Source organism: Asticcacaulis sp. AND118, assembly GCF_020535245.1.
Taxonomy (GTDB): Bacteria; Pseudomonadota; Alphaproteobacteria; order Caulobacterales; family Caulobacteraceae; genus Asticcacaulis.
Genome location: NZ_CP084911.1, coordinates 427,129 through 445,511, shown reverse-complemented (window position 1 = coordinate 445,511; position 18,383 = coordinate 427,129). Strand labels below are relative to the sequence as shown.

Annotated in this window: 16 protein-coding genes and 2 pseudogenes; 14 read left to right on the top strand and 4 right to left on the bottom strand. The window is 57.2% G+C overall.

Annotated elements, in window-relative coordinates; genetic code table 11:
- Nucleotides 1–285 precede the first annotated feature (285 nt).
- The 8 genes and pseudogenes from LH365_RS15450 to LH365_RS15415 all read left to right on the top strand — a co-directional run bounded on the left by LH365_RS15450 (nucleotide 286) and on the right by LH365_RS15415 (nucleotide 7,877).
- Nucleotides 286–1,344, top strand: a complete 1,059-nt coding sequence (locus LH365_RS15450) for an alpha-amylase family glycosyl hydrolase (RefSeq protein ID WP_255606775.1) — start codon at nucleotides 286–288, stop codon at nucleotides 1,342–1,344.
- Entirely contained in the window at nucleotides 1,236–1,886 is a 651-nt protein-coding gene (locus tag LH365_RS18660; RefSeq protein WP_370639767.1) for an alpha-amylase family glycosyl hydrolase, read from the top strand. The genes LH365_RS15450 and LH365_RS18660 overlap by 109 nt, the downstream gene beginning before the upstream one ends.
- 2 nt (nucleotides 1,887–1,888) lie before the next feature.
- Nucleotides 1,889–2,905 carry a glycosyltransferase family 4 protein gene (locus LH365_RS15440; RefSeq protein WP_226746240.1) on the top strand — a complete coding sequence of 339 codons (1,017 nt, stop codon included), beginning with the start codon at nucleotides 1,889–1,891 and terminating at the stop codon, nucleotides 2,903–2,905.
- A gap of 587 nt (nucleotides 2,906–3,492) precedes the next feature.
- On the top strand, nucleotides 3,493–3,789 hold the full coding sequence (locus LH365_RS15435) for a hypothetical protein (protein WP_226746239.1): 297 nt from the start codon (nucleotides 3,493–3,495) through the stop codon (nucleotides 3,787–3,789).
- A gap of 11 nt (nucleotides 3,790–3,800) precedes the next feature.
- Complete coding sequence (locus LH365_RS15430) at nucleotides 3,801–4,658, top strand: OmpA family protein (RefSeq protein WP_226746238.1); 858 nt, start codon at nucleotides 3,801–3,803, stop codon at nucleotides 4,656–4,658.
- Between the two features lie 321 nt (nucleotides 4,659–4,979).
- A complete protein-coding gene (locus tag LH365_RS15425; protein ID WP_226746237.1) occupies nucleotides 4,980–6,281 on the top strand; it encodes a glycoside hydrolase family 130 protein in 1,302 nt (433 codons plus the stop codon).
- A gap of 497 nt (nucleotides 6,282–6,778) precedes the next feature.
- Nucleotides 6,779–7,033: a hypothetical protein gene (locus tag LH365_RS15420; RefSeq protein WP_226746236.1), complete on the top strand. Its 255-nt coding sequence runs from the start codon at nucleotides 6,779–6,781 to the stop codon at nucleotides 7,031–7,033.
- Between the two features lie 121 nt (nucleotides 7,034–7,154).
- A pseudogene (locus LH365_RS15415) lies at nucleotides 7,155–7,877 on the top strand (SDR family NAD(P)-dependent oxidoreductase).
- 16 nt (nucleotides 7,878–7,893) lie between these two features.
- Here LH365_RS15415 and LH365_RS15410 read toward each other — a convergent pair.
- A complete protein-coding gene (locus LH365_RS15410) occupies nucleotides 7,894–9,048 on the bottom strand; it encodes a sensor histidine kinase KdpD (RefSeq protein ID WP_226746235.1) in 1,155 nt (384 codons plus the stop codon).
- 245 nt (nucleotides 9,049–9,293) lie between these two features.
- Between LH365_RS15410 and LH365_RS15405 the strand changes: the two are divergent.
- The 4 genes and pseudogenes from LH365_RS15405 to LH365_RS15390 all read left to right on the top strand — a co-directional run bounded on the left by LH365_RS15405 (nucleotide 9,294) and on the right by LH365_RS15390 (nucleotide 13,782).
- A pseudogene (locus tag LH365_RS15405) lies at nucleotides 9,294–10,049 on the top strand (IS5 family transposase).
- Between the two features lie 589 nt (nucleotides 10,050–10,638).
- The gene (locus LH365_RS15400) at nucleotides 10,639–11,829 is read left to right on the top strand and encodes an alpha/beta fold hydrolase (protein WP_226746234.1); all 1,191 of its coding nucleotides are present in this window, start codon (nucleotides 10,639–10,641) and stop codon (nucleotides 11,827–11,829) included.
- Between the two features lie 151 nt (nucleotides 11,830–11,980).
- Complete coding sequence (locus LH365_RS15395; protein ID WP_226746233.1) at nucleotides 11,981–12,880, top strand: alpha-amylase family glycosyl hydrolase; 900 nt, start codon at nucleotides 11,981–11,983, stop codon at nucleotides 12,878–12,880.
- Between the two features lie 2 nt (nucleotides 12,881–12,882).
- A complete protein-coding gene (locus tag LH365_RS15390) occupies nucleotides 12,883–13,782 on the top strand; it encodes a glycosyltransferase family 4 protein (RefSeq protein ID WP_226746232.1) in 900 nt (299 codons plus the stop codon).
- A 163-nt stretch (nucleotides 13,783–13,945) separates the two neighbouring features.
- On the opposite strand, the gene LH365_RS15385 is transcribed toward LH365_RS15390, so the two are convergent.
- Entirely contained in the window at nucleotides 13,946–14,596 is a 651-nt protein-coding gene (locus LH365_RS15385; RefSeq protein ID WP_226746231.1) for an SOS response-associated peptidase family protein, read from the bottom strand.
- 135 nt (nucleotides 14,597–14,731) lie between these two features.
- On the opposite strand from LH365_RS15385, the gene LH365_RS15380 reads away from it, so the two are divergent.
- Nucleotides 14,732–15,625, top strand: coding sequence for a transglutaminase family protein (locus tag LH365_RS15380; RefSeq protein WP_226746230.1), 894 nt, complete (start codon nucleotides 14,732–14,734; stop codon nucleotides 15,623–15,625).
- A gap of 5 nt (nucleotides 15,626–15,630) precedes the next feature.
- On the opposite strand, the gene LH365_RS15375 is transcribed toward LH365_RS15380, so the two are convergent.
- Together LH365_RS15375 and LH365_RS15370 are read right to left on the bottom strand one after the other, a co-directional pair.
- Nucleotides 15,631–16,800, bottom strand: a complete 1,170-nt coding sequence (locus tag LH365_RS15375; RefSeq protein ID WP_226746229.1) for a PHB depolymerase family esterase — start codon at nucleotides 16,798–16,800, stop codon at nucleotides 15,631–15,633.
- 30 nt (nucleotides 16,801–16,830) lie between these two features.
- Nucleotides 16,831–17,235 carry a CopG family transcriptional regulator gene (locus LH365_RS15370; protein ID WP_226746228.1) on the bottom strand — a complete coding sequence of 135 codons (405 nt, stop codon included), beginning with the start codon at nucleotides 17,233–17,235 and terminating at the stop codon, nucleotides 16,831–16,833.
- Between the two features lie 31 nt (nucleotides 17,236–17,266).
- Here LH365_RS15370 and LH365_RS15365 point away from each other — a divergent pair, with 31 nt between their 5' ends.
- Nucleotides 17,267–18,379, top strand: coding sequence for a transglutaminase family protein (locus tag LH365_RS15365; RefSeq protein ID WP_226746227.1), 1,113 nt, complete (start codon nucleotides 17,267–17,269; stop codon nucleotides 18,377–18,379).
- Nucleotides 18,380–18,383 lie beyond the last annotated feature (4 nt).

Below are 18,383 nucleotides of genomic sequence, written 5' to 3'. Positions count from 1 at the left end.
CGGCTCTTGAGCATGCGCTGCCTGTACGACTGTCGGCTTGATTCAATACCGGCAAGCCCACTCGAAACTTTCAAACACAGGCGTACGTCCCAGGCATGGAGAGAAACGTCTTGCGCTCTTCGCCTATCCGTTCACCCAGTGACCGGCACCGCATAGGTATTTAACAGAAGGAGCCATCGCACCCTGCCCTTTCTTACCCACACCTTCGTAAGATACCGGCCACCGCGGAGGCCAAGCCATGATTAAACTGACATCTTCGGCGTTGACGTCTGGGTTAGCCGTTTCATGAACTCCGAAACCTACAGACAGCCTCCCTGGTGGGAAAGCGGGGTCGTCTACCAGATATACCCCCGCTCGTTTCAGGACAGAAATGACGACGGCATAGGCGATCTCGAAGGCATTCGCCGCCGCTTGGACTACATTGCTGCGCTTGGCGTCGACGCGATCTGGCTATCCCCGATCTTCCCGTCGCCTATGGTGGATTTCGGATATGACGTCGCCGACTATTGCAACATCGCCGATATCTTCGGAGATCTGGCGCAATTTGACGCCCTGTTGAACGAAGCGCATCAGCGCGGCCTTAAGCTCATCCTCGACTTCGTACCGAACCACACCTCAGATCAACATCCCTGGTTTATAGAGAGCCGGGCATCGCGCTACAACGCTAAGCGCGACTGGTATATCTGGCGCGACCCGGCACCGGACGGGACGCCTCCCAACAACTGCACAAGCGACATGGGCGGTTCGGCCTGGGAACGCGATGCCGGAACCGGCCAATATTATCTTCACGCCTTTCTCAAGGAACAGGCGGACCTTAACTGGAGCAACCCCGATGTTCGCGCCGCCATGACTGACGTCCTTCACTTTTGGTTCAACCGCGGCATCGACGGATTTCGCATCGACGTCCTCTGGCACTGCGTTAAGGCGGAAGGCCTTCGGGACAATCCGCCGAACCCGGACTTCCATCCCGCGCTGAGTGAAAAACTGAAGGTTCTGCAGCATCATTCGACGAACCAGCCCGAAATCCACGATCTGGCTCATGCGTTTCGCCGCATTGCCGATGACCACGGGGCGCGACTGCTGGTCGGCGAAATCTGCCTGCCCTTAGATCAGTTGGTCACCTATTATGGTACGGTTGATAAGCCCGGCGTCCATCTGCCCTTTAACTTTCAGCTTCTCGATGCACCGTGGGACGCCCAGGCCCTGGGAAGCATCATTGCTGAGTATGGGCAGCCATGCCGCCAGGCGCTTGGCCCAACTGGGTTATGGGCAGCCACGACGCGCCGCGTATCGCCGGCCGTATCGGCGAAGCGCAAGCGCGGGTCGCGGCCATGTTGCTGCTGACACTGCGCGGCACCCCCACCCTCTATCAGGGCGACGAACTTGGCATCGGTCGCGTCACCATTCCCGCTGATCGTATCCGCGATCCGCAGGATTTGCGCCAACCCGGTCTTGGTGTGGGCCGCGACGCCTCGCGCACCCCGATGGCATGGGATAGGTCAGCCCACGCGGGCTTCAGCACTGCCGAGCCATGGCTTCCCTTTCATGAGGACTGGCCACTCCGCAATGTCATCAGACAGGATCAGAACCCGCATTCCATGCTGGCCCTATACCGTCGCCTCCTCGCCCTGCGCCGACGTCATGCGGCGTTGAACAGCGGTCATTTCACCCTGATACCTTCCGAACCCGGCGTACTGCAGTACGAGCGATATACGAACGACGAACGCCTGATGGTCGTCCTCAACTTCACTGCGGAGGCCCGCAGCTTGATTATTCCAGACGAAAGCCTGATTTCAGAAACGCTCATCTCAACATTACCAGAGCGTTCCGAGCGCACAGGTCTTGCCGCAAATGAAGGCGTAATTCTTCGTCTTCAAAAGACCTGAGCATGCGCATTGCCATGATCGCGCCTATCGCCTGGCGCACCCCGCCTCGCCATTACGGCCCTTGGGAGGCGGTCACCAGCCTCCTGACTGAAGGGCTGGTCGAGTTGGGTGTCGATGTGACCCTGTTTGCCACCCAGGATAGTCTCACCTCAGCCACACTCGACGGTGTCGTTCCCGCCCCCTATTGCGAGGATGCATCGATCGATGCCAAGGTGTGGGAATATCGCCAACTTGCTCACGTGTTTGCACAGGCCGGTCAATTTGACCTGATTCACAACCAGGCGGATTTTCCAGCTCACGCTTTTTCGGGTCTGGTGGATACGCCGATGGTGACGACGATCCACGGGCTATCCTCGGACCGCATCCTCCCAATGTACAAGCCTTTTGAGAACCGCATCCACTATGTGGCGATCAGCGAGGCCGACCGTCATCCGCAATTGCGCTACACCGCGACCATCCACCACGGCATCGCGACAGACGATTTTCCCTGCAACCCTGCCGGCGGGGAAGATTTGCTCTATTTTGGACGCATCCATCCGGACAAGGGCACGCGCGAGGCCATCGAGGTCGCACAGCGCACAGCGCGCAGGTTGCACATCTACGGTCCGGTTCAGGATCATGCCTATTACGAGCGTGAAGTGCTTCCGCGGATTGACGGCAACAGGGTGGTTTATCATGGCGCAGTGGGAGGGGTGGTGCGCCGGGAAGCCTTGAGCAACACCTACGCTTTGCTCCACCTGATAAACTTCGACGAGCCCTTCGGTTTGTCGGTCGTCGAGGCGATGGCCTGCGGGACGCCGGTTATCGCCGTCGGCAGAGGGGCTATGCCAGAAATCATCACACACGCCATGACCGGGTTTCTGGTCGATGATGTGGAAGGTGCCATTGCCGCCGTTGGCCTGATCGATACGCTCAACCGAGAAGCCGTCTCTGCGGCGGTCTCACGCAACTTTTCCGTTGAGCGCATGGCGCAAGATTATCTGAGACTTTACAGATCGATATTAGAGGAGATCCGGTAGACATTTGACCGCATGCCATGAGACCAGGGCCATATCCGGCGATCGGGCTCATAGCACCTGGCCCGGTATCACTCTGCCCTACCAGCTCTCTTGTGCTGAAGTGGGTAGGTTGCGGTCAGTTAAGTTCGGGCGTCACGCCGCTCCCGTACCGGCAAATGTGCACGCGAGCGCAGCGAAAGTGGCTTGGCGCTCTCGTAAGTATTTCATCAATATCCGCGCAACCACGTTCGCACGACCGGTCTAAAATGAATACAAAATCAGTCGCATGTTGATTTTTATTTGGACATTGCAACAAAATAAAAACTACACAATTTAAGTATTTAACTCATATATTGAGTTCATATTATCACTAATACGCAATTAAATATAATAATATTTATTTTAATCACTTGATATCACGCCCACAAGCACTATGTATTAATCTGCAAACGCCCATCCGAAGTGCACACGGCTTCCGTGACCCGGCATGCGGCGGAAAGGGCTCTTAAATGACCCGAACTCATCGAAATTCTCCGCGCCCCCCTTACCACCTTAAGAGGCTTTTGAGGTGGGTGATCGTAGGCCTGTCGGCTCTCGCTTTCCCAGCTATGGCGGACGAAGCCACCGCCACCCTGGCTATCGGCCGCGCCGACGCGCGCATCGAAATGGTTACGCGTCAGGCGGGCGTCGCTGGCAATATGGGCGATCAAAGCTTCAACATGGCGCGCCAACGACTGACGACCGCGCGTGCCGAGCTTAAATCGAACCACTACGACAATGCTGAGAGACTGGCCGTCCAAGCGGCCCTGCTCGCATCGCTAAGCAGCGAACGCGCCACCTTGGCGGCACTGCGAACCAGCAACAACAACCTGCTTGCGTCGACCGTCGCCGCTCCCGCCCACTAGGACATACCTACATGACCCGAATTATTGCGACACGCCTTGCGCGTGGACTTCTGCTTGGCAGTTCTCTTCTGGCCGTTAGCGCCTGCACCTCAATGGCACCGAACCCTCAGATTGCGGAGGCCCAAGGGCGCCTGTCGACAGCGCTAAATGACAAAGAAACCGCCGAGCGAGGTCAGGGCGATCTGACCAATGCCAAGCTGGCGCTGAATTCCGCTCAAATGGAATGGACGCGGGGCGATAAGGAAAAAGCCGAACACCAACTGGTGATGGGACAGACCTATATCGATCTGGCTGAAACGCGCGGTCAGCAGGCCAAATTCGAGGCCGACAATACCCGACTGGCAGGGCTGGCGCAGATGGCCGAGAAAGATCAGCAACTGGCTGGCAAGGACGCGCAGATCGCCGGTCAGAGCCGGATGATCGCTCGCAAGGACAGCCAGTTGGCGGGCAAGACTCAAGAGCTCGCTCAGGCCCAGGATCAGCTTCGCGACTACAAGATGACGCAGACGGATAGGGGGGCAACCCTGGTGCTGCAGGATGTCAGCTTCGAGACGGGCAAGACGGAGCTTCTCGCGGGGGGCGTGAACCGCCTCCAACCTCTGATTAACTATCTACGCCTCAGCCCGACAACGAAGGTGCGTATCGACGGCTACACGGACAATGTCGGGAGCGTTAAATACAACCAGACTCTGTCCCTGGCCCGCGCCAATTCAGTCAAGACGGTTCTCTCGGACGGCGGTGTAAGCAGTGAGCGCATCCAAACCGCTGGCTCCGGTATCGATAAGCCGGTAGCCACCAATACCACGGTAGCGGGCCGCCAATCAAACCGGCGCGTCGAAATTACCCTGCTCAGTCAGCCCGAAATGTAACGCGTACCCAGCACGGACGAGGTCTCGTCCGTGCTCTCCTACGAGGAGCCCGCCGTATTCGACCAGGTCCTGCAACATCAAAAGGCAATCGCCATGTTTGAGTTAACAAACGTCGCGCCGAGATTAAGTGTCACACAGTCTCTAGAACGGCTCAAGGCGAGACGGATAGCGTGACGAGATGAAGCCGTTGCCCAGGTGAGAAAAACCTGATTGGGCGGCTTTCCCGGCTCAGCATAATTCTTGGCCTGAGCTTTCCAGGTAGTGCGCTTTACCTCTTCAATCGTTCGTTACGCCATTTATCATTCCGGTGAACCCCAACCTATGTTTACGGAACTTTCCCATAGTCCGGTCGTCCTCAAGACCAATCCCAAGCGGACAGTCCTGCGCCCTTATTTTATCACGGCTCAGGCACCAGGTCAGGCGCAGAACCATATTGCGCGCGCGCAGCATATCTGCAGCACGGTGCTCGGCCTGTCGTCGGATGAATGCGAGGCGGAATTAACAGAGCTGACGCGGGGCTTTATCAGCGTGCATCCCCAAGGTCAGGCCTTTTTTCTGGAACGCTTCGCAGAGGTCAAGGCGTTGGTGGGGCCCGTTCCGGCCGGCATCGGCGACCTGGGGCTTCCACATGCGGCGCTGATTGGTGCCTATTTCTGCCGCGAGTATGCTTACGAGGCGGCCGCCATCATGAATCCGTCTATCGTCGTCCATCCTGATCAATCCGCACTCGCGGATGACGCTGCGCGGTTTTGCTTGTCCGTACGCACGGTCGGAGAAGGACATTTATCGACACTCTCCTTTCGATCCGTGCTGGCCTTTGACGACGGATGTGTCGAAGTGGAGCCGGAACCCGCCTCTGCGGTCGAGGCCCTTCCTCTGGTCGCGGCTTCTGCCGGGCCTGTGACTGTGGTGCGAAGAGACGGGACGTCTCTTGCTGAGATGGTGATTTTCCCCGTCACGACCGCTCAATCCAACGGTATTGAAGACCTGCGAATGGTCGAGTTCACCGAAGACAATGGTAACAAAAGCTATCTGGGGACCTACACCGCCTATTCCGGTAAGGAGACGGCCTGTGAGTCGTTTGAGACGACCGATTTCAAGACCATCCATCTGACGCCACTTCGAGGCCTGGCGGCCTCGCATAAAGGACTCACGTTTTTTCCGCGCCGGATTAACGGACAATACGCCGCGATTGGTCGACTGGACCTGGAAAACCTCCACTACATGGAAAGTGACAACCGGCACGTCTGGAACCACGGCGAACTTCTGATGGCGCCCCAATATAGCTGGGAACTCGTTCAAATGGGAACCTGCGGGTCGCCCATTGAACTTGATGAGGGCTGGTTGATCTTCCTCTATGGGGTTGGTGCGATGAGACGGTACGCATTGGGCGCCGCCCTTCTCGACAAAGCCAATCCCCGCACCGTTCTTGCCCGACTGACTACGCCGCTTTTGTCCCCTCAGGAAGAGACACGAGAAGGCTATGTCCCCAATGTCATGAATAGCTGTGGTGCGATCAGACACAAAGACCGCATCGTTATTCCCTACGCGGTAGCCGACTCGTCCATTCGCTTTGCCTCAGTAGAAATTGCAGCCTTGTTGCGTGATATGCGCGCGCGTTAAACGGTTCCACTTAGACCGAGGGCGCGGCTCGACACACACTTCCCACGGCGATGAGCAATGCGCATCGCCCCACATAGGAGCCAAACACATGTCTCATTATCAAGCGGTCACTATGAGCCCTGTTCTGAAGCGTGGCAGCTCTGTTGCCATCAAAAGCGCTAACTGCGTAAACGAAGACACATTGGACATCCACCTCAGCTCGGGCAAAACCACGGTGGCTTTCATAGAGTCCGTCAACGAATCACACCTTACCTTCATTGCTGACGGCCAGACGTTCGAATGTCATCCGTGGCGAATGGGAGACCGGTCGCTCCCAACCGACCTGGGGCCAACCTCAAACTGGCTCGTTCAATAGGCAAAACAGGCGATCAAAAGCTCTGCTAGCTTGCGGTGTCGTTTCAAGAGCGTGCTTCGGGCGCCGGGATTGGTAACCGCTCAGCGCGCCCTTCTCGAACGTACATCCGGAAATCTAAACCTGAAAGCCGCGGAGACCTCCTATGCCCGAAAAAAGTGGTCCATCCGCCCCGAGGGGCGTCGCGTCCTATCCCAATTGGAATTTGAACGCGCCGGATCTCGATGCGCACGAGACCAAAATTTTGCAGATTTTGGGCGCCGCGCTCGTCAGTCACTGGTTTGAGGTCCCACGCGATCTTCAGAAAATCCTTTTTAATCAGGCCGCCGTGCAATTCGGTGCCGATACATCCAGCCTCAAAGGTAACCTCGCCCGCTTCCTACATGACAACGCGCCATAGAAAGTCCGGCCATGACCCGCACACCGAAACCGCTTAGCGACGCCGATAAGGTCGCTCTTGCCGGCAAGACCTATGTCCTCTTCGGAGCCTCCAGCGGTTTAGGACGGGGGTTGCACTAAAACTGGCGACCGCTGGTGTCAATCTGGTTCTGGCCGCACGTCGGACCAACCTTTTGAACGACATTGCGCTCAAAGCGACCCAGGAGGGCAGCGAGGTTTCCGTCATTACAGCCGACATCAGCCAGCCGAAAGACGTTCAAGCCGTGCTGCAAGACGCTATCGCGCATTTTAACACTGTGGATGTCTGAATCAATTTCGTCGGCGTCGGCGCCATCGGTCCCTTCTGGGATATACCCATCGAAGACCATGCACGCCTCATCGATGTTAATCTGAAGGGGCTGATCTTCAGCAGACATGGCACCTTGCGACAGTTCCGCACTCAAGGCTACGGAACGTTGATCAATCTGGGTTCGATCGATAGCGAGGTGCCTCTTGCCTATCAGGGCTCATATTCCGCTTCGAAGGCGGGTGTCCTTAGTCTCGGTCGGGTCCTGAACAAGGAACTGCGTCTGGCGGAATTGTCGGACACCATCAAAGTCTCGACGATAATGCCCTGGACTTTGGACACGCTCTGGTGGGCTCACGCGGCCAACTACAGCCGCGGCACGCCGCGAATGGGCCTGATGGACGATCCTGATCAGGTCGTGGATGCCATTATCAATGCCACCCTGCATCCGGGCGAAGAACTGCCGGTGGGCTGGCCAATCCCCCCTACCTCGGTATGTGGACACCACACACCGCCTCCTCAAAGGCTGCGTTTACCTCACCGCTCGAATGGATCATAGCCAACGCTTGATTGGCTCAGTCACCCGCTTGAGTAATGAGCGCTTCTACCGCGCCAGATGCCGGAATACAAAGATTGAAGGTAATGCCGGACGCCGCGTCGGAGTGAACGTTAATCGTCCCGCCATGCGCGTTTATGATTTCCCTGGAAATGAACAGTCCCAATCCGAGATTTTGACCATCTCCTTCGGCATTGCCCCTCTCGCTCCCTCGGGTGAAGGACTGGAAAATACGGCTCAACTGCGCACGAGGAATGGGCGGCCCTTCGTTGTGGACGGATAATAATATGTCCCCCACCCTCTCGATCAGGCTGATGGTGATAGGCGTTCCCTCAGTTCCGTACTGCACGGCGTTTGCGAGAAGGTTGGACAACACCTGCCCCAGCCGGATCTCATCCCAGTCGCCTGACACATTCGGCGCCAGCTCAAGAACGAACGTTCGGGACGGGTGTTGAACACGTATCTCCGAAACAATGTCGCGGCACATGTTCGTTAGCGACATAGGCACCGCAAAGAGCGGAATGCCCGCACCGAGTTTGGCCCGGGCAAGGTCGAGCAGATCCGTGACGATGCTGCGTACCCGGACCGTACTGGATTCAATCTGCTTAAGCAAAACCGACTGCCTCTCATCGAGGACAGCCGTCCGCTTCAGAATCTCAGCAGACATATAGATCGTCGCCAAAGGACTACGAATATCATGCCCCAGTACGCCAAGTATCAGATCTTTTGAGTGATCGACCTGTCGTGAGAACCTAGCCACCGACTCGGTTAGCGCCTGATCAATGGCTTCATTAAACCGGGTGAGCGCTATAGCATCTGCGCCTGTGAGCATTCGCTCTTCACGGGTCCATAGCCGGATGATGCTGGCTCGAAGCGCCCGATATTCGGATATCATTTCCACAATATCGTAGCCATCGGCATGGCGCAGGCGGCCATGCGCTTCGGCAGCCGTATCCCCACCCATACCATTTTTCAGACCATGGGATTTATCCTTCTGTTCGCTGGCCGTCTGTGGTTCTTCAATATCCCTTGCGATGAACAGCAGGATTTGGCCGACATGATCCTTAAGCTGGAGACTACTCATTCCGACGGCGGGACTAAGAGAACAGGCAAAAGTCTCCCACTCGCTTATAATCGCATCTCGATTAGCGCGAATAAATTCTGCCAGTCCCATGTACGCCTCCGCAAACTGGCGCGGCCCAAACGCAAATACACAGGCAATTTCCTTCTAACACGATTTCTCCTAAAACGCGAACAACGCAATTCAATACCTTTTAAGCCGTAGACAGCCTAGCTCGGTCATTGCTTTAAGCATTCCCCTAATGGTCGTTTTCCGTGAGCCTTTTAGGGTCCGGACCCAATAACGGGTTTTCGTGAGTGGGATGTTGTGATTCACTGCCTCGTCCGGGAGGTTGTGAGGTGGCTGATTTCTTTTGGTTTTCCGATGCGCAATGGGAGCGGATCGAGCCTTTGTTGCCGACCGATGTGCGGGGCAATCCGCGTGTTGATGACCGCCGGGCTCTGAGCGGCATCGTACATGCCCTGCGTTGTGGTGGTCGTTGGGCGGATTGCGCGGATATCTATGGGCCGAAGAAGACGCTCTACAATCGCTTCGTCCGCTGGTCCGAGCGTGGCATATGGGAGGGCATTTTCAGCGCGCTCGCAGGTGCCGAGGATGCGCCGGATCGGCTGTTCATCGACAGCAGTTGCATCAAGGTCCACCGCTGCGCGGGAGGGGGAAAAGGGGGGCCTTGGCTCATGGTATAGGCCGCACGAAGGGCGGACGCAACACCAAGCTCCACGCCCTCTGCGACGCGAAAGGTCGCCCTCACGTCCTGCTCCTGACACCCGGCAACGTCCACGATTGCAAGGTGGCCAAGCTGTGCATCGAGGCCCTGCCGCCCTCTGCCGAACTTGTCGCCGACAAAGGTTATGACAGCCAGGCCCTGCGCGAATGGCTCGACGCGCGCGGTACCCAGCCCCATCATTCCGCCGCGCAAGAACCGCAAAATCCAATACGAATACGACAAGGCCATCTACAAACAGCGCAACGTCACTGAGCGCATGTTCTGCCGTCTCAAGGACTGGCGCCGCCTCGCCACACGCTTCGACCGAAACATCAAAAACTTCATGAGCGCCGTCGCACTCGCCGCCGTCGTTATCTGGTGGATGTAGTGAGTCCTCACCCTAAAGGGCGGCCATATTTCTGCCGACCGGCCGCCCTCGAAGAGAGTTTGCACCGCCGCCAAAGCGGCCTAGCGTGCACTTGTATGATGCACATATCCCCCGATTAACTGTCCATCACGAACAACTTCCCACATACTTCCCTGTGAAGGATTTCAAAGCCCACCGGGATATTCTCATTTTGCAAATTGGTCTCGCCGCGGTAAGCCAGAGATCTTCCCATTTCGCCACTAAGGACAACCCGCTCGTGGTCGCGCGAATGTCACCGAGTTTGACAATCTCGCGAACAAATGTCGCGGCGCAATCCGTCTTATACTTATAGTCGCGCAAAGCTGAGCCATCCGAACGGGCGCCAAATACATATATGCAAACAAGAATTTAAACATGAAACACATATAAACTTTATCTTTTCAGTAATATAAGATTCACTCAGACAACAAATACTGAAATAAAATTTATAGATTCTTTTGTCATACATGCGCGCCCGGCGGGCTTCAATCCTACAGGAGCGCAAAAGGCAACCCCCTCATTTCGCCTTTGACTAAGTGCGCTCGCGCCCTCGTCGTTAGCCAGGATTTTCATGCCCCTTATCCTTATTGCCCGCCTTTTTACCTCGCTTCTGTCGTGGATCTTGCTGGCCGCCCTCCTCTATTTCGGCTGGTCCTGGTATCAGGGCGAACTGTTCCGCAGCGCGGACGGTGATCTTGTAAGGATACGAGAAGACTGGCGCCTGTGGGTTGTGGCCTTTCTCATGGCTTGGTCTGTGTTCGGCGGCTTTATTCTCCACCCTATCCTCGCACATCCGGATCGCCGGATTTTAAACACCGCTCGCGGAGAGGACGGGCATCAGATCAGCGATACGAACGGCGCCTCACTATATATGGAAACCCACGGCCATCTGCAGGCCCCCCCCCTCATACTAACGCATGGCTGGGGCATGGATAGTACAATCTGGGGCTATGCCAAGGACGATTTTTCCGACACCTTCAGGGTTATCGCTTGGGATCTGCCGGGCATGGGGCGATCCAAAACCGGCTCGGGCGGCATCACCCTCGCCGCGTTCGCCATCAGTCTGAAACAGGTCATCGAGCAGACGGCCGAGGAGAAAGTCATTCTTGTCGGCCACAGCATCGGCGGCATGGTCGTGCAAACCTTGGCGCGTGACTTTCCGGCTTTTTTTGAAGCTCGCGTTGCCGGCACCGTACTTATCAATACGACCTATACGAACCCCTTGCGAACCATGCTTTTTTCCCGATCGGCGCTTACGCTGCAAAAGCCATTGATCGAGCCGATGATGTGGCTGACGCGATGCCTGATGCCTTTTGCCTGGGTCAACGGCTGGCAGAGTTACTTTAACGGCGCCACCCATCTTGCCAACCGGATCGGCTTTGGGCCGCGCGTCACTCGCAGCCAGCTCAAACATACGGCCCTTCTGAGCACCCGCAATTCGCCGGGCGCTCAGGCGCGTGGCAATCTGGCCATGTTTGCCTGGGATGCAAGTGAAGCCCTTCGCACGGTCACCGGTCCCGTTCTGGTGATCGGCAGCAAGGGGGACCTGGTTACCAAGGCAATAGCAAGCGAGACCATCGCGACGTCAGCGCCTTCAGGACATTTGTTATTGGTCGAGGCAGCGAACCACATGGGCTTTCTCGAAGAGTTCGAAATTTACAACGAGGCGATTGTCGCCTTCGCCCATCAGACGCAGAGAGGCGAGATGGAAAGCATTAGATTGCCCAGAGGCCCATCCCCCTATCGCCCCATCGTCACATAAGCCCTTAACAAACACCTATGCGTCCACCTGCACTTTCTTACCGGCCACTACTTATTATGTCGGCTGATACAGAATGAACCGACACGCACACGGACGCCAAGGGCATGTCGGCAATGACATATCCATCACAAATCGTTCCTTGGACATTCTCATGAACGCTAAGCGTTCCGAGCCGCGTCCCTGGTGGGAAAGCGGGGTCGTCTACCAGATATACCCCCGCTCGTTTCAGGACAGCAATGACGACGGCATAGGCGATCTCGAAGGCATTCGCCGCCGCTTGGACTACATTGCTGCGCTTGGCGTCGACGCGATCTGGCTATCCCCGATCTTCCCGTCGCCTATGGTGGATTTCGGATCTGACGTCGCCGACTATTGCAATATCGCCGATATCTTCGGAGATCTGCCGCCAGGCGCTTGGCCCAACTGGGTTATGGGCAGCCACGACGCGCCGCGTATCGCCGGCCGTATCGGCGAAGCGCAAGCGCGGGTCGCGGCCATGTTGCTGCTGACACTGCGCGGCACCCCCACCCTCTATCAGGGCGACGAACTTGGCATCGGTCGCGTCACCATTCCCGCTGATCGTATCCGCGATCCGCAGGATTTGCGCCAACCCGGTCTTGGTGTGGGCCGCGACGCCTCGCGCACCCCGATGGCATGGGATAGGTCAGCCCACGCGGGCTTCAGCACTGCCGAGCCATGGCTTCCCTTTCATGAGGACTGGCCACTCCGCAATGTCATCAGACAGGATCAGAACCCGCATTCCATGCTGGCCCTATACCGTCGCCTCCTCGCCCTGCGCCGACGTCATGCGGCGTTGAACAGCGGTCATTTCACCCTGATACCTTCCGAACCCGGCGTACTGCAGTACGAGCGATATACGAACGACGAACGCCTGATGGTCGTCCTCAACTTCACTGCGGAGGCCCGCAGCTTGATTATTCCAGACGAAAGCCTGATTTCAGAAACGCTCATCTCAACATTACCAGAGCGTTCCGAGCGCACAGGTCTTGCCGCAAATGAAGGCGTAATTCTTCGTCTTCAAAAGACCTGAGCATGCGCATTGCCATGATCGCGCCTATCGCCTGGCGCACCCCGCCTCGCCATTACGGCCCTTGGGAGGCGGTCACCAGCCTCCTGACTGAAGGGCTGGTCGAGTTGGGTGTCGATGTGACCCTGTTTGCCACCCAGGATAGTCTCACCTCAGCCACACTCGACGGTGTCGTTCCCGCCCCCTATTGCGAGGATGCATCGATCGATGCCAAGGTGTGGGAATATCGCCAACTTGCTCACGTGTTTGCACAGGCCGGTCAATTTGACCTGATTCACAACCAGGCGGATTTTCCAGCTCACGCTTTTTCGGGTCTGGTGGATACGCCGATGGTGACGACGATCCACGGGCTATCCTCGGACCGCATCCTCCCAATGTACAAGCCTTTTGAGAACCGCATCCACTATGTGGCGATCAGCGAGGCCGACCGTCATCCGCAATTGCGCTACACCGCGACCATCCACCACGGCATCGCGACAGACGATTTTCCCTGCAACCCTGCCGGCGGGGAAGATTTGCTCTATTTTGGACGCATCCATCCGGACAAGGGCACGCGCGAGGCCATCGAGGTCGCACAGCGCACAGCGCGCAGGTTGCACATCTACGGTCCGGTTCAGGATCATGCCTATTACGAGCGTGAAGTGCTTCCGCGGATTGACGGCAACAGGGTGGTTTATCATGGCGCAGTGGGAGGGGTGGTGCGCCGGGAAGCCTTGAGCAACACCTACGCTTTGCTCCACCTGATAAACTTCGACGAGCCCTTCGGTTTGTCGGTCGTCGAGGCGATGGCCTGCGGGACGCCGGTTATCGCCGTCGGCAGAGGGGCTATGCCAGAAATCATCACACACGCCATGACCGGGTTTCTGGTCGATGATGTGGAAGGTGCCATGCCGCCGTTGGCCTGATCGATACGCTCAACCGAGAAGCCGTCTCTGCGGCGGTCTCACGCAACTTTTCCGTTGAGCGCATGGCGCAAGATTATCTGAGACTTTACAGATCGATATTAGAGGAGATCCGGTAGACAATCATAATCGGCTTTCAGGCGGCAGCCTAAACCAGTATTAGCATCTACAGACCATGCCGGGGCATCATGCCGCCCCGCCAATTTTCGCTTTTGATGCACACCTGAACGACATTGAGCGTATTGGCGATGCCTACCGGGTCGATATTGGCCGCGCCTTGGTGAACGAGCCATGACCACCACTGATCTTCCGGCAAGAAAACAGGCTCCCAGTCCTGGATCGGCAGAATATCCGGCCCGGCCGGGCGTTTGAGCAAGGTAAAGCTTTTTAACGGCGCGCCATCGTGGACCAGATGGTCCCACACACCCGCAATCGCCATTCTTTGCCCATCCTTGCGCCGTATGGAAAAGACCTTGCGACGATCTGACGTACGGATTGAGAAGCCCGCCACGGGAATGATGCAATGCTTCTGCCCCCATTTTCCGTAGCGCGGATGATCAATGGTGTTGAGATAGGTCCAGGAGTTGGTCGTCGTCCAGACCTTCATCTCGCAGTTTTGCCAGGCCGGCACCAGCCCCCACCGACCCCATACGACCTCAAATGCCCTCTGATCTGTGGCCCCCACGATGATCAGCGCGTCCTGCGCGGTTGGCGTATCTGAGCCGCTGAACGGCCAGTCGGGAACAGGCTTTATCTGCACCCCCATAAAAGACCCGTGATCATCTTCGCTTTGGTTGATCTCGAAAAATTCGCTCATATTCGCCTCGGGCAAATCCGCGAAATAAAAGCGTTCCGTGGAATATTTAAAAATTACTTCCGAACATCTAACAAATATCACTTATTTCAGGCGATCCATAATAATATATACGTAAATTGACTTATGAGAAATGAGATGATTTCGAATAAATTTTGCATTTATCATGAAACATCTTATACATACGCGCATCCCGTGCAGATTTTCCCCCATGAAATTCGGTTGCGGCCACGTGACGGGAGTGGACTTGATGTCTTTTCATTTGATCTGACGGTTGAGCCCGACGCTGAGATCAGATGGCTTGAAGACCCTTTCGGCAATCGCGTTGCCCGGATTCTTTTCGCGGATCTTGCGGATCGACTGGTGATCAAAGCTCAAAGCGAACTGGTGCTTAACGCCGAGCCATGGCCCGTCTTCGATATTGCGCCGCATGCTCAGGAATGGCCCTTCGACTACCGGAAAGACACGCTTCAATTGACACCGTTCATCGAACCGGTCTTCAAGGCATCTAAGCCCATTCTGGAGGCCCGCCTTCAAGGTGTGAGGTCGGACGCACCGCTTGATACCCTCACCTTGCTACAAGACCTGAATAGGCAGATATCGCAGCATTTCATCTATCAGGTGCGTGATACGGAAGGCACACAGACACCGACCCAGACCCTTGTCCGCGGAATGGGGACCTGCCGCGACTTCGCGGTGCTTTTCGCCGAATATGCCCGAACACTTGGCTTCGCCGCCCGGCTTGTGTCAGGCTATCTGATCGACCCGGAAGCCGCGTTTAGTGAACCGGACGCCTCTACCCATGCCTGGAGCGAAGTTTATTTGCCGAATGCCGGCTGGATCGCCTTTGATCCCACACACGGACGCATGGGATCATATGGCCTCGTCGCGCTCGCTGTCGGTCGAAAGATGGACAATATCTCGCCCATTACAGGGGCCATTGGCGGCCCTTCGGGTGAACCCGTGATGACCGTGAAGATCACCTACGGTACAATGGCCGCCTCCACTAACGACGCCCTCGCTCTGCCCTGATCCCTTTATGGGTGGCGATCGGACTGAAAGAAGAAACGCACCATCTCGGCGCTGGCGTCCGGGCCCCGCGGATCTGTGTAGGAGCCGTTGGCGCTACCGCCGGACCACGCGTGCCCCGCTCCATGCAGCACCCACTGCTCCAGCCTGAGCCCCCCCTCCGTGTCCGTTTCAGTCGTCCGTGTGTAGCGCATGCCGTCGGCGGACACGCCATGCGTGACTTCCAGGCGCAGAAGATCGCTACCGCGAACCTGGTCCAGGATCTGATGGCCATTGATAGGATTCACGGTCTTATCCGCGTCACCATGAAAGACGATCGTGCGCACAGGCACCGCATTCGAGCGAACAGGTCCTCTGGCGCCCTGGCTCATAGTTGAAAACGCTGATGACATATCGCGGGCCGTGCCGCAGGCAATGCCGGAGTGTACACCGACAGCGGCATAGAGGTCGGGATAGACCGCGCCCAGAACCGCGGCGGCGGCGCCTCCGGCAGACAAACCGGCCACGAAAACGCGGCGGGGGTCGATATGATGGATGCGAATGAGGTCACGCGTGAGCCCGGCAATAAGGGCGGGCTCTCCGCGGTCGCGTTGCTGGTCACCAGCATTAAACCAGTTCCAGCACTTGGAGGCGTTCGCCGCTTGCGTCTGGCCCGGATAAACGACCAGAAAGCCGAACGCCTCCGCCAGAGCGTTCATTTGGGTTCCGGCGGCAAAATCGTCCGGTGATTGGGTACATCCATGTAGCATCGCGATCAAGGCAGGATTGTCCTCGGTCACAGCAGACGGAATATACAGCTTGTAAGGCCTCTGGCCTACAGCATCGGTATAGAGATGCGTTTCAAACGAGGCACCGCGCGCAACCGGCAGCGGTGAAGCGGGGGCTGTCTTCTGCAACGGCGGTACGCCACCCGGTAGGTGGTCACGCAAACGTGCCATGAGACCTTCGAGCGGACTGCCCGCCTCAGGTGCCCGATTTGCGGGCTTGTCGGCCGGCGGCGTCCAGGCGGCGCCGGTTTCGCGTGAGGGCGCCACCATATCGACGATGCCGTCATCCGGCGTTGGCGATTGTGCCTCAGGGACAGCGCCTCGCGACAGCAAAGCGAGTGCCGCCTTAAGTTTGCCTTGGCGCGTGAGGCGGGTAGCTTCGACCATGTCGATGGCGATAGGGAACTTCATTGACGGACTCCAAAACTCAAAAACGCAAAATTAGATTATGCGATCACGTAGGGCATCCCTGACCTCGGGGCTCGCCTGCAGAGCGCCCAACACCTCAAGGGACAAAAGGGTAGCGCGCGCCAGCTCCGCTGAAACATCCGGATCAATGATGGCGAGGCCCAGTACCCGAACGCTGAGCGTGTCGCCGGTCGCCTCCACGGCTTCCAGGTCTTTGCGCGTAAATCGCCGCAGGCCGATATCCAGTTGCCGGCGCGACAAGGACTGGCGTACCGCGTCCTGGTGGCGCTCCAGGTGACTGCGAATGGCCGTGCGAATGAAGTCCGTCCGATTCGAGAAAAACCCTTCCTGAACCAGTAGGTCGATATGTCCGAGATCGACATGACCCAGATTGATCGTGATCTTCTCGCTATCGGGCAGCGTCGGCTTCTTAGCCATATTACTCTCCATCCACATGGATGGTATATGGATGGTAAAATTAACTTTGCAAGGGCTGTTCACATTTCGTCACCTGCAGCCTTGTCAGCGCCAAACTCTCAAAACCTCGGCGCTTCTCAGCCAAAAAATCCGTAGAAACGGCGTGATTTCTTACGCGAAACCCGAAAGCGTCGGTCCGCGCGCCACTGAAGGGCGAGACCGCTGCAGAAAGTTGAGCCCGATGGCGTTTCTCCAAGTGCACCACGTCACGACCTACAGCTACCGCCAGCCCGTTGGATTTGGACAGCACCGCCTGATGTTTCGGCCTCGCGACAGCTACGATCAGCGCCTGCTTCTGTCCGAACTCAGCATCTTCCCTGCGACTCGCGATCTGTTCTGGGTTCATGACGTCTTCAATAACTGCATAGCCGTCGCGGAATTCGATCAGACGGCCGATCGCCTGCGCTTTGAAACTCGCATTATTCTCGACCACACCCCTCAGCACGAACTACATTTCCGGACCGATGGACCGGCGTGCACCTGGCCGTTCAGTTACGATGAGGAGGATCTGCCCGACCTCACACCCTATCTCGTCCGACAATATCCCGATGACGATGGCGTCACGCAGGCGTGGGCGCGACGTTTCATCAACCCGAACGGGCCAACGCACACCACCACCTTGCTGGAAAGCATGACGCACGCCATTCGGGCCGACTTCAAGTACATACGGCGCGGCAATCCCGGGACACAGACGCCGGAGATGACGCTCTGCAGTCTGAGCGGCACCTGTCGGGACTATGCGCTGCTGATGATCGAAGCGGTCCGCTCACTCGGTTTCGCCTCGCGTTTCGTGACCGGCTATATCTACGTCCCTGATCGCGATACGGGTGAAGTCCTGGGCGGTGGCGCGACGCATGCCTGGGTGCAGGTATTCCTGCCCGGGGCCGGATGGGTCGAGTTCGACCCGACAAATGGCATTGTGGGCAATCGCGACCTTATTCGGGTCGGCGTCACGCGCACACCCTATCAGGCTATACCCCTTTGGGGAACGCACACGGGTAGCCGCATGGATTCTTTAGGGCTGGATGTTCAGGTTAACGTTACGACGCTCGATCCAGCCGACATCCCTGCCCTCACCCCGAGCCCCGCCCCAAGGTCCCCATGAAGAT

Bases quoted from the DNA above. Each gene is read 5' to 3' on its own strand.
- LH365_RS15450 (WP_255606775.1), top strand. From the start codon at position 286: ATGAACTCCGAAACCTACAGACAGCCTCCCTGGTGGGAAAGCGGGGTC.
- LH365_RS18660 (WP_370639767.1), top strand. From the start codon at position 1,236: ATGCCGCCAGGCGCTTGGCCCAACTGGGTTATGGGCAGCCACGACGCG.
- LH365_RS15440 (WP_226746240.1), top strand. From the start codon at position 1,889: ATGCGCATTGCCATGATCGCGCCTATCGCCTGGCGCACCCCGCCTCGC.
- LH365_RS15435 (WP_226746239.1), top strand. From the start codon at position 3,493: ATGGCGGACGAAGCCACCGCCACCCTGGCTATCGGCCGCGCCGACGCG.
- LH365_RS15430 (WP_226746238.1), top strand. From the start codon at position 3,801: ATGACCCGAATTATTGCGACACGCCTTGCGCGTGGACTTCTGCTTGGC.
- LH365_RS15425 (WP_226746237.1), top strand. From the start codon at position 4,980: ATGTTTACGGAACTTTCCCATAGTCCGGTCGTCCTCAAGACCAATCCC.
- LH365_RS15420 (WP_226746236.1), top strand. From the start codon at position 6,779: ATGCCCGAAAAAAGTGGTCCATCCGCCCCGAGGGGCGTCGCGTCCTAT.
- LH365_RS15410 (WP_226746235.1), bottom strand. From the start codon at position 9,048: ATGGGACTGGCAGAATTTATTCGCGCTAATCGAGATGCGATTATAAGC.
- LH365_RS15400 (WP_226746234.1), top strand. From the start codon at position 10,639: ATGCCCCTTATCCTTATTGCCCGCCTTTTTACCTCGCTTCTGTCGTGG.
- LH365_RS15395 (WP_226746233.1), top strand. From the start codon at position 11,981: ATGAACGCTAAGCGTTCCGAGCCGCGTCCCTGGTGGGAAAGCGGGGTC.
- LH365_RS15390 (WP_226746232.1), top strand. From the start codon at position 12,883: ATGCGCATTGCCATGATCGCGCCTATCGCCTGGCGCACCCCGCCTCGC.
- LH365_RS15385 (WP_226746231.1), bottom strand. From the start codon at position 14,596: ATGAGCGAATTTTTCGAGATCAACCAAAGCGAAGATGATCACGGGTCT.
- LH365_RS15380 (WP_226746230.1), top strand. From the start codon at position 14,732: ATGATTTCGAATAAATTTTGCATTTATCATGAAACATCTTATACATAC.
- LH365_RS15375 (WP_226746229.1), bottom strand. From the start codon at position 16,800: ATGAAGTTCCCTATCGCCATCGACATGGTCGAAGCTACCCGCCTCACG.
- LH365_RS15370 (WP_226746228.1), bottom strand. From the start codon at position 17,235: ATGGCTAAGAAGCCGACGCTGCCCGATAGCGAGAAGATCACGATCAAT.
- LH365_RS15365 (WP_226746227.1), top strand. From the start codon at position 17,267: ATGGTAAAATTAACTTTGCAAGGGCTGTTCACATTTCGTCACCTGCAG.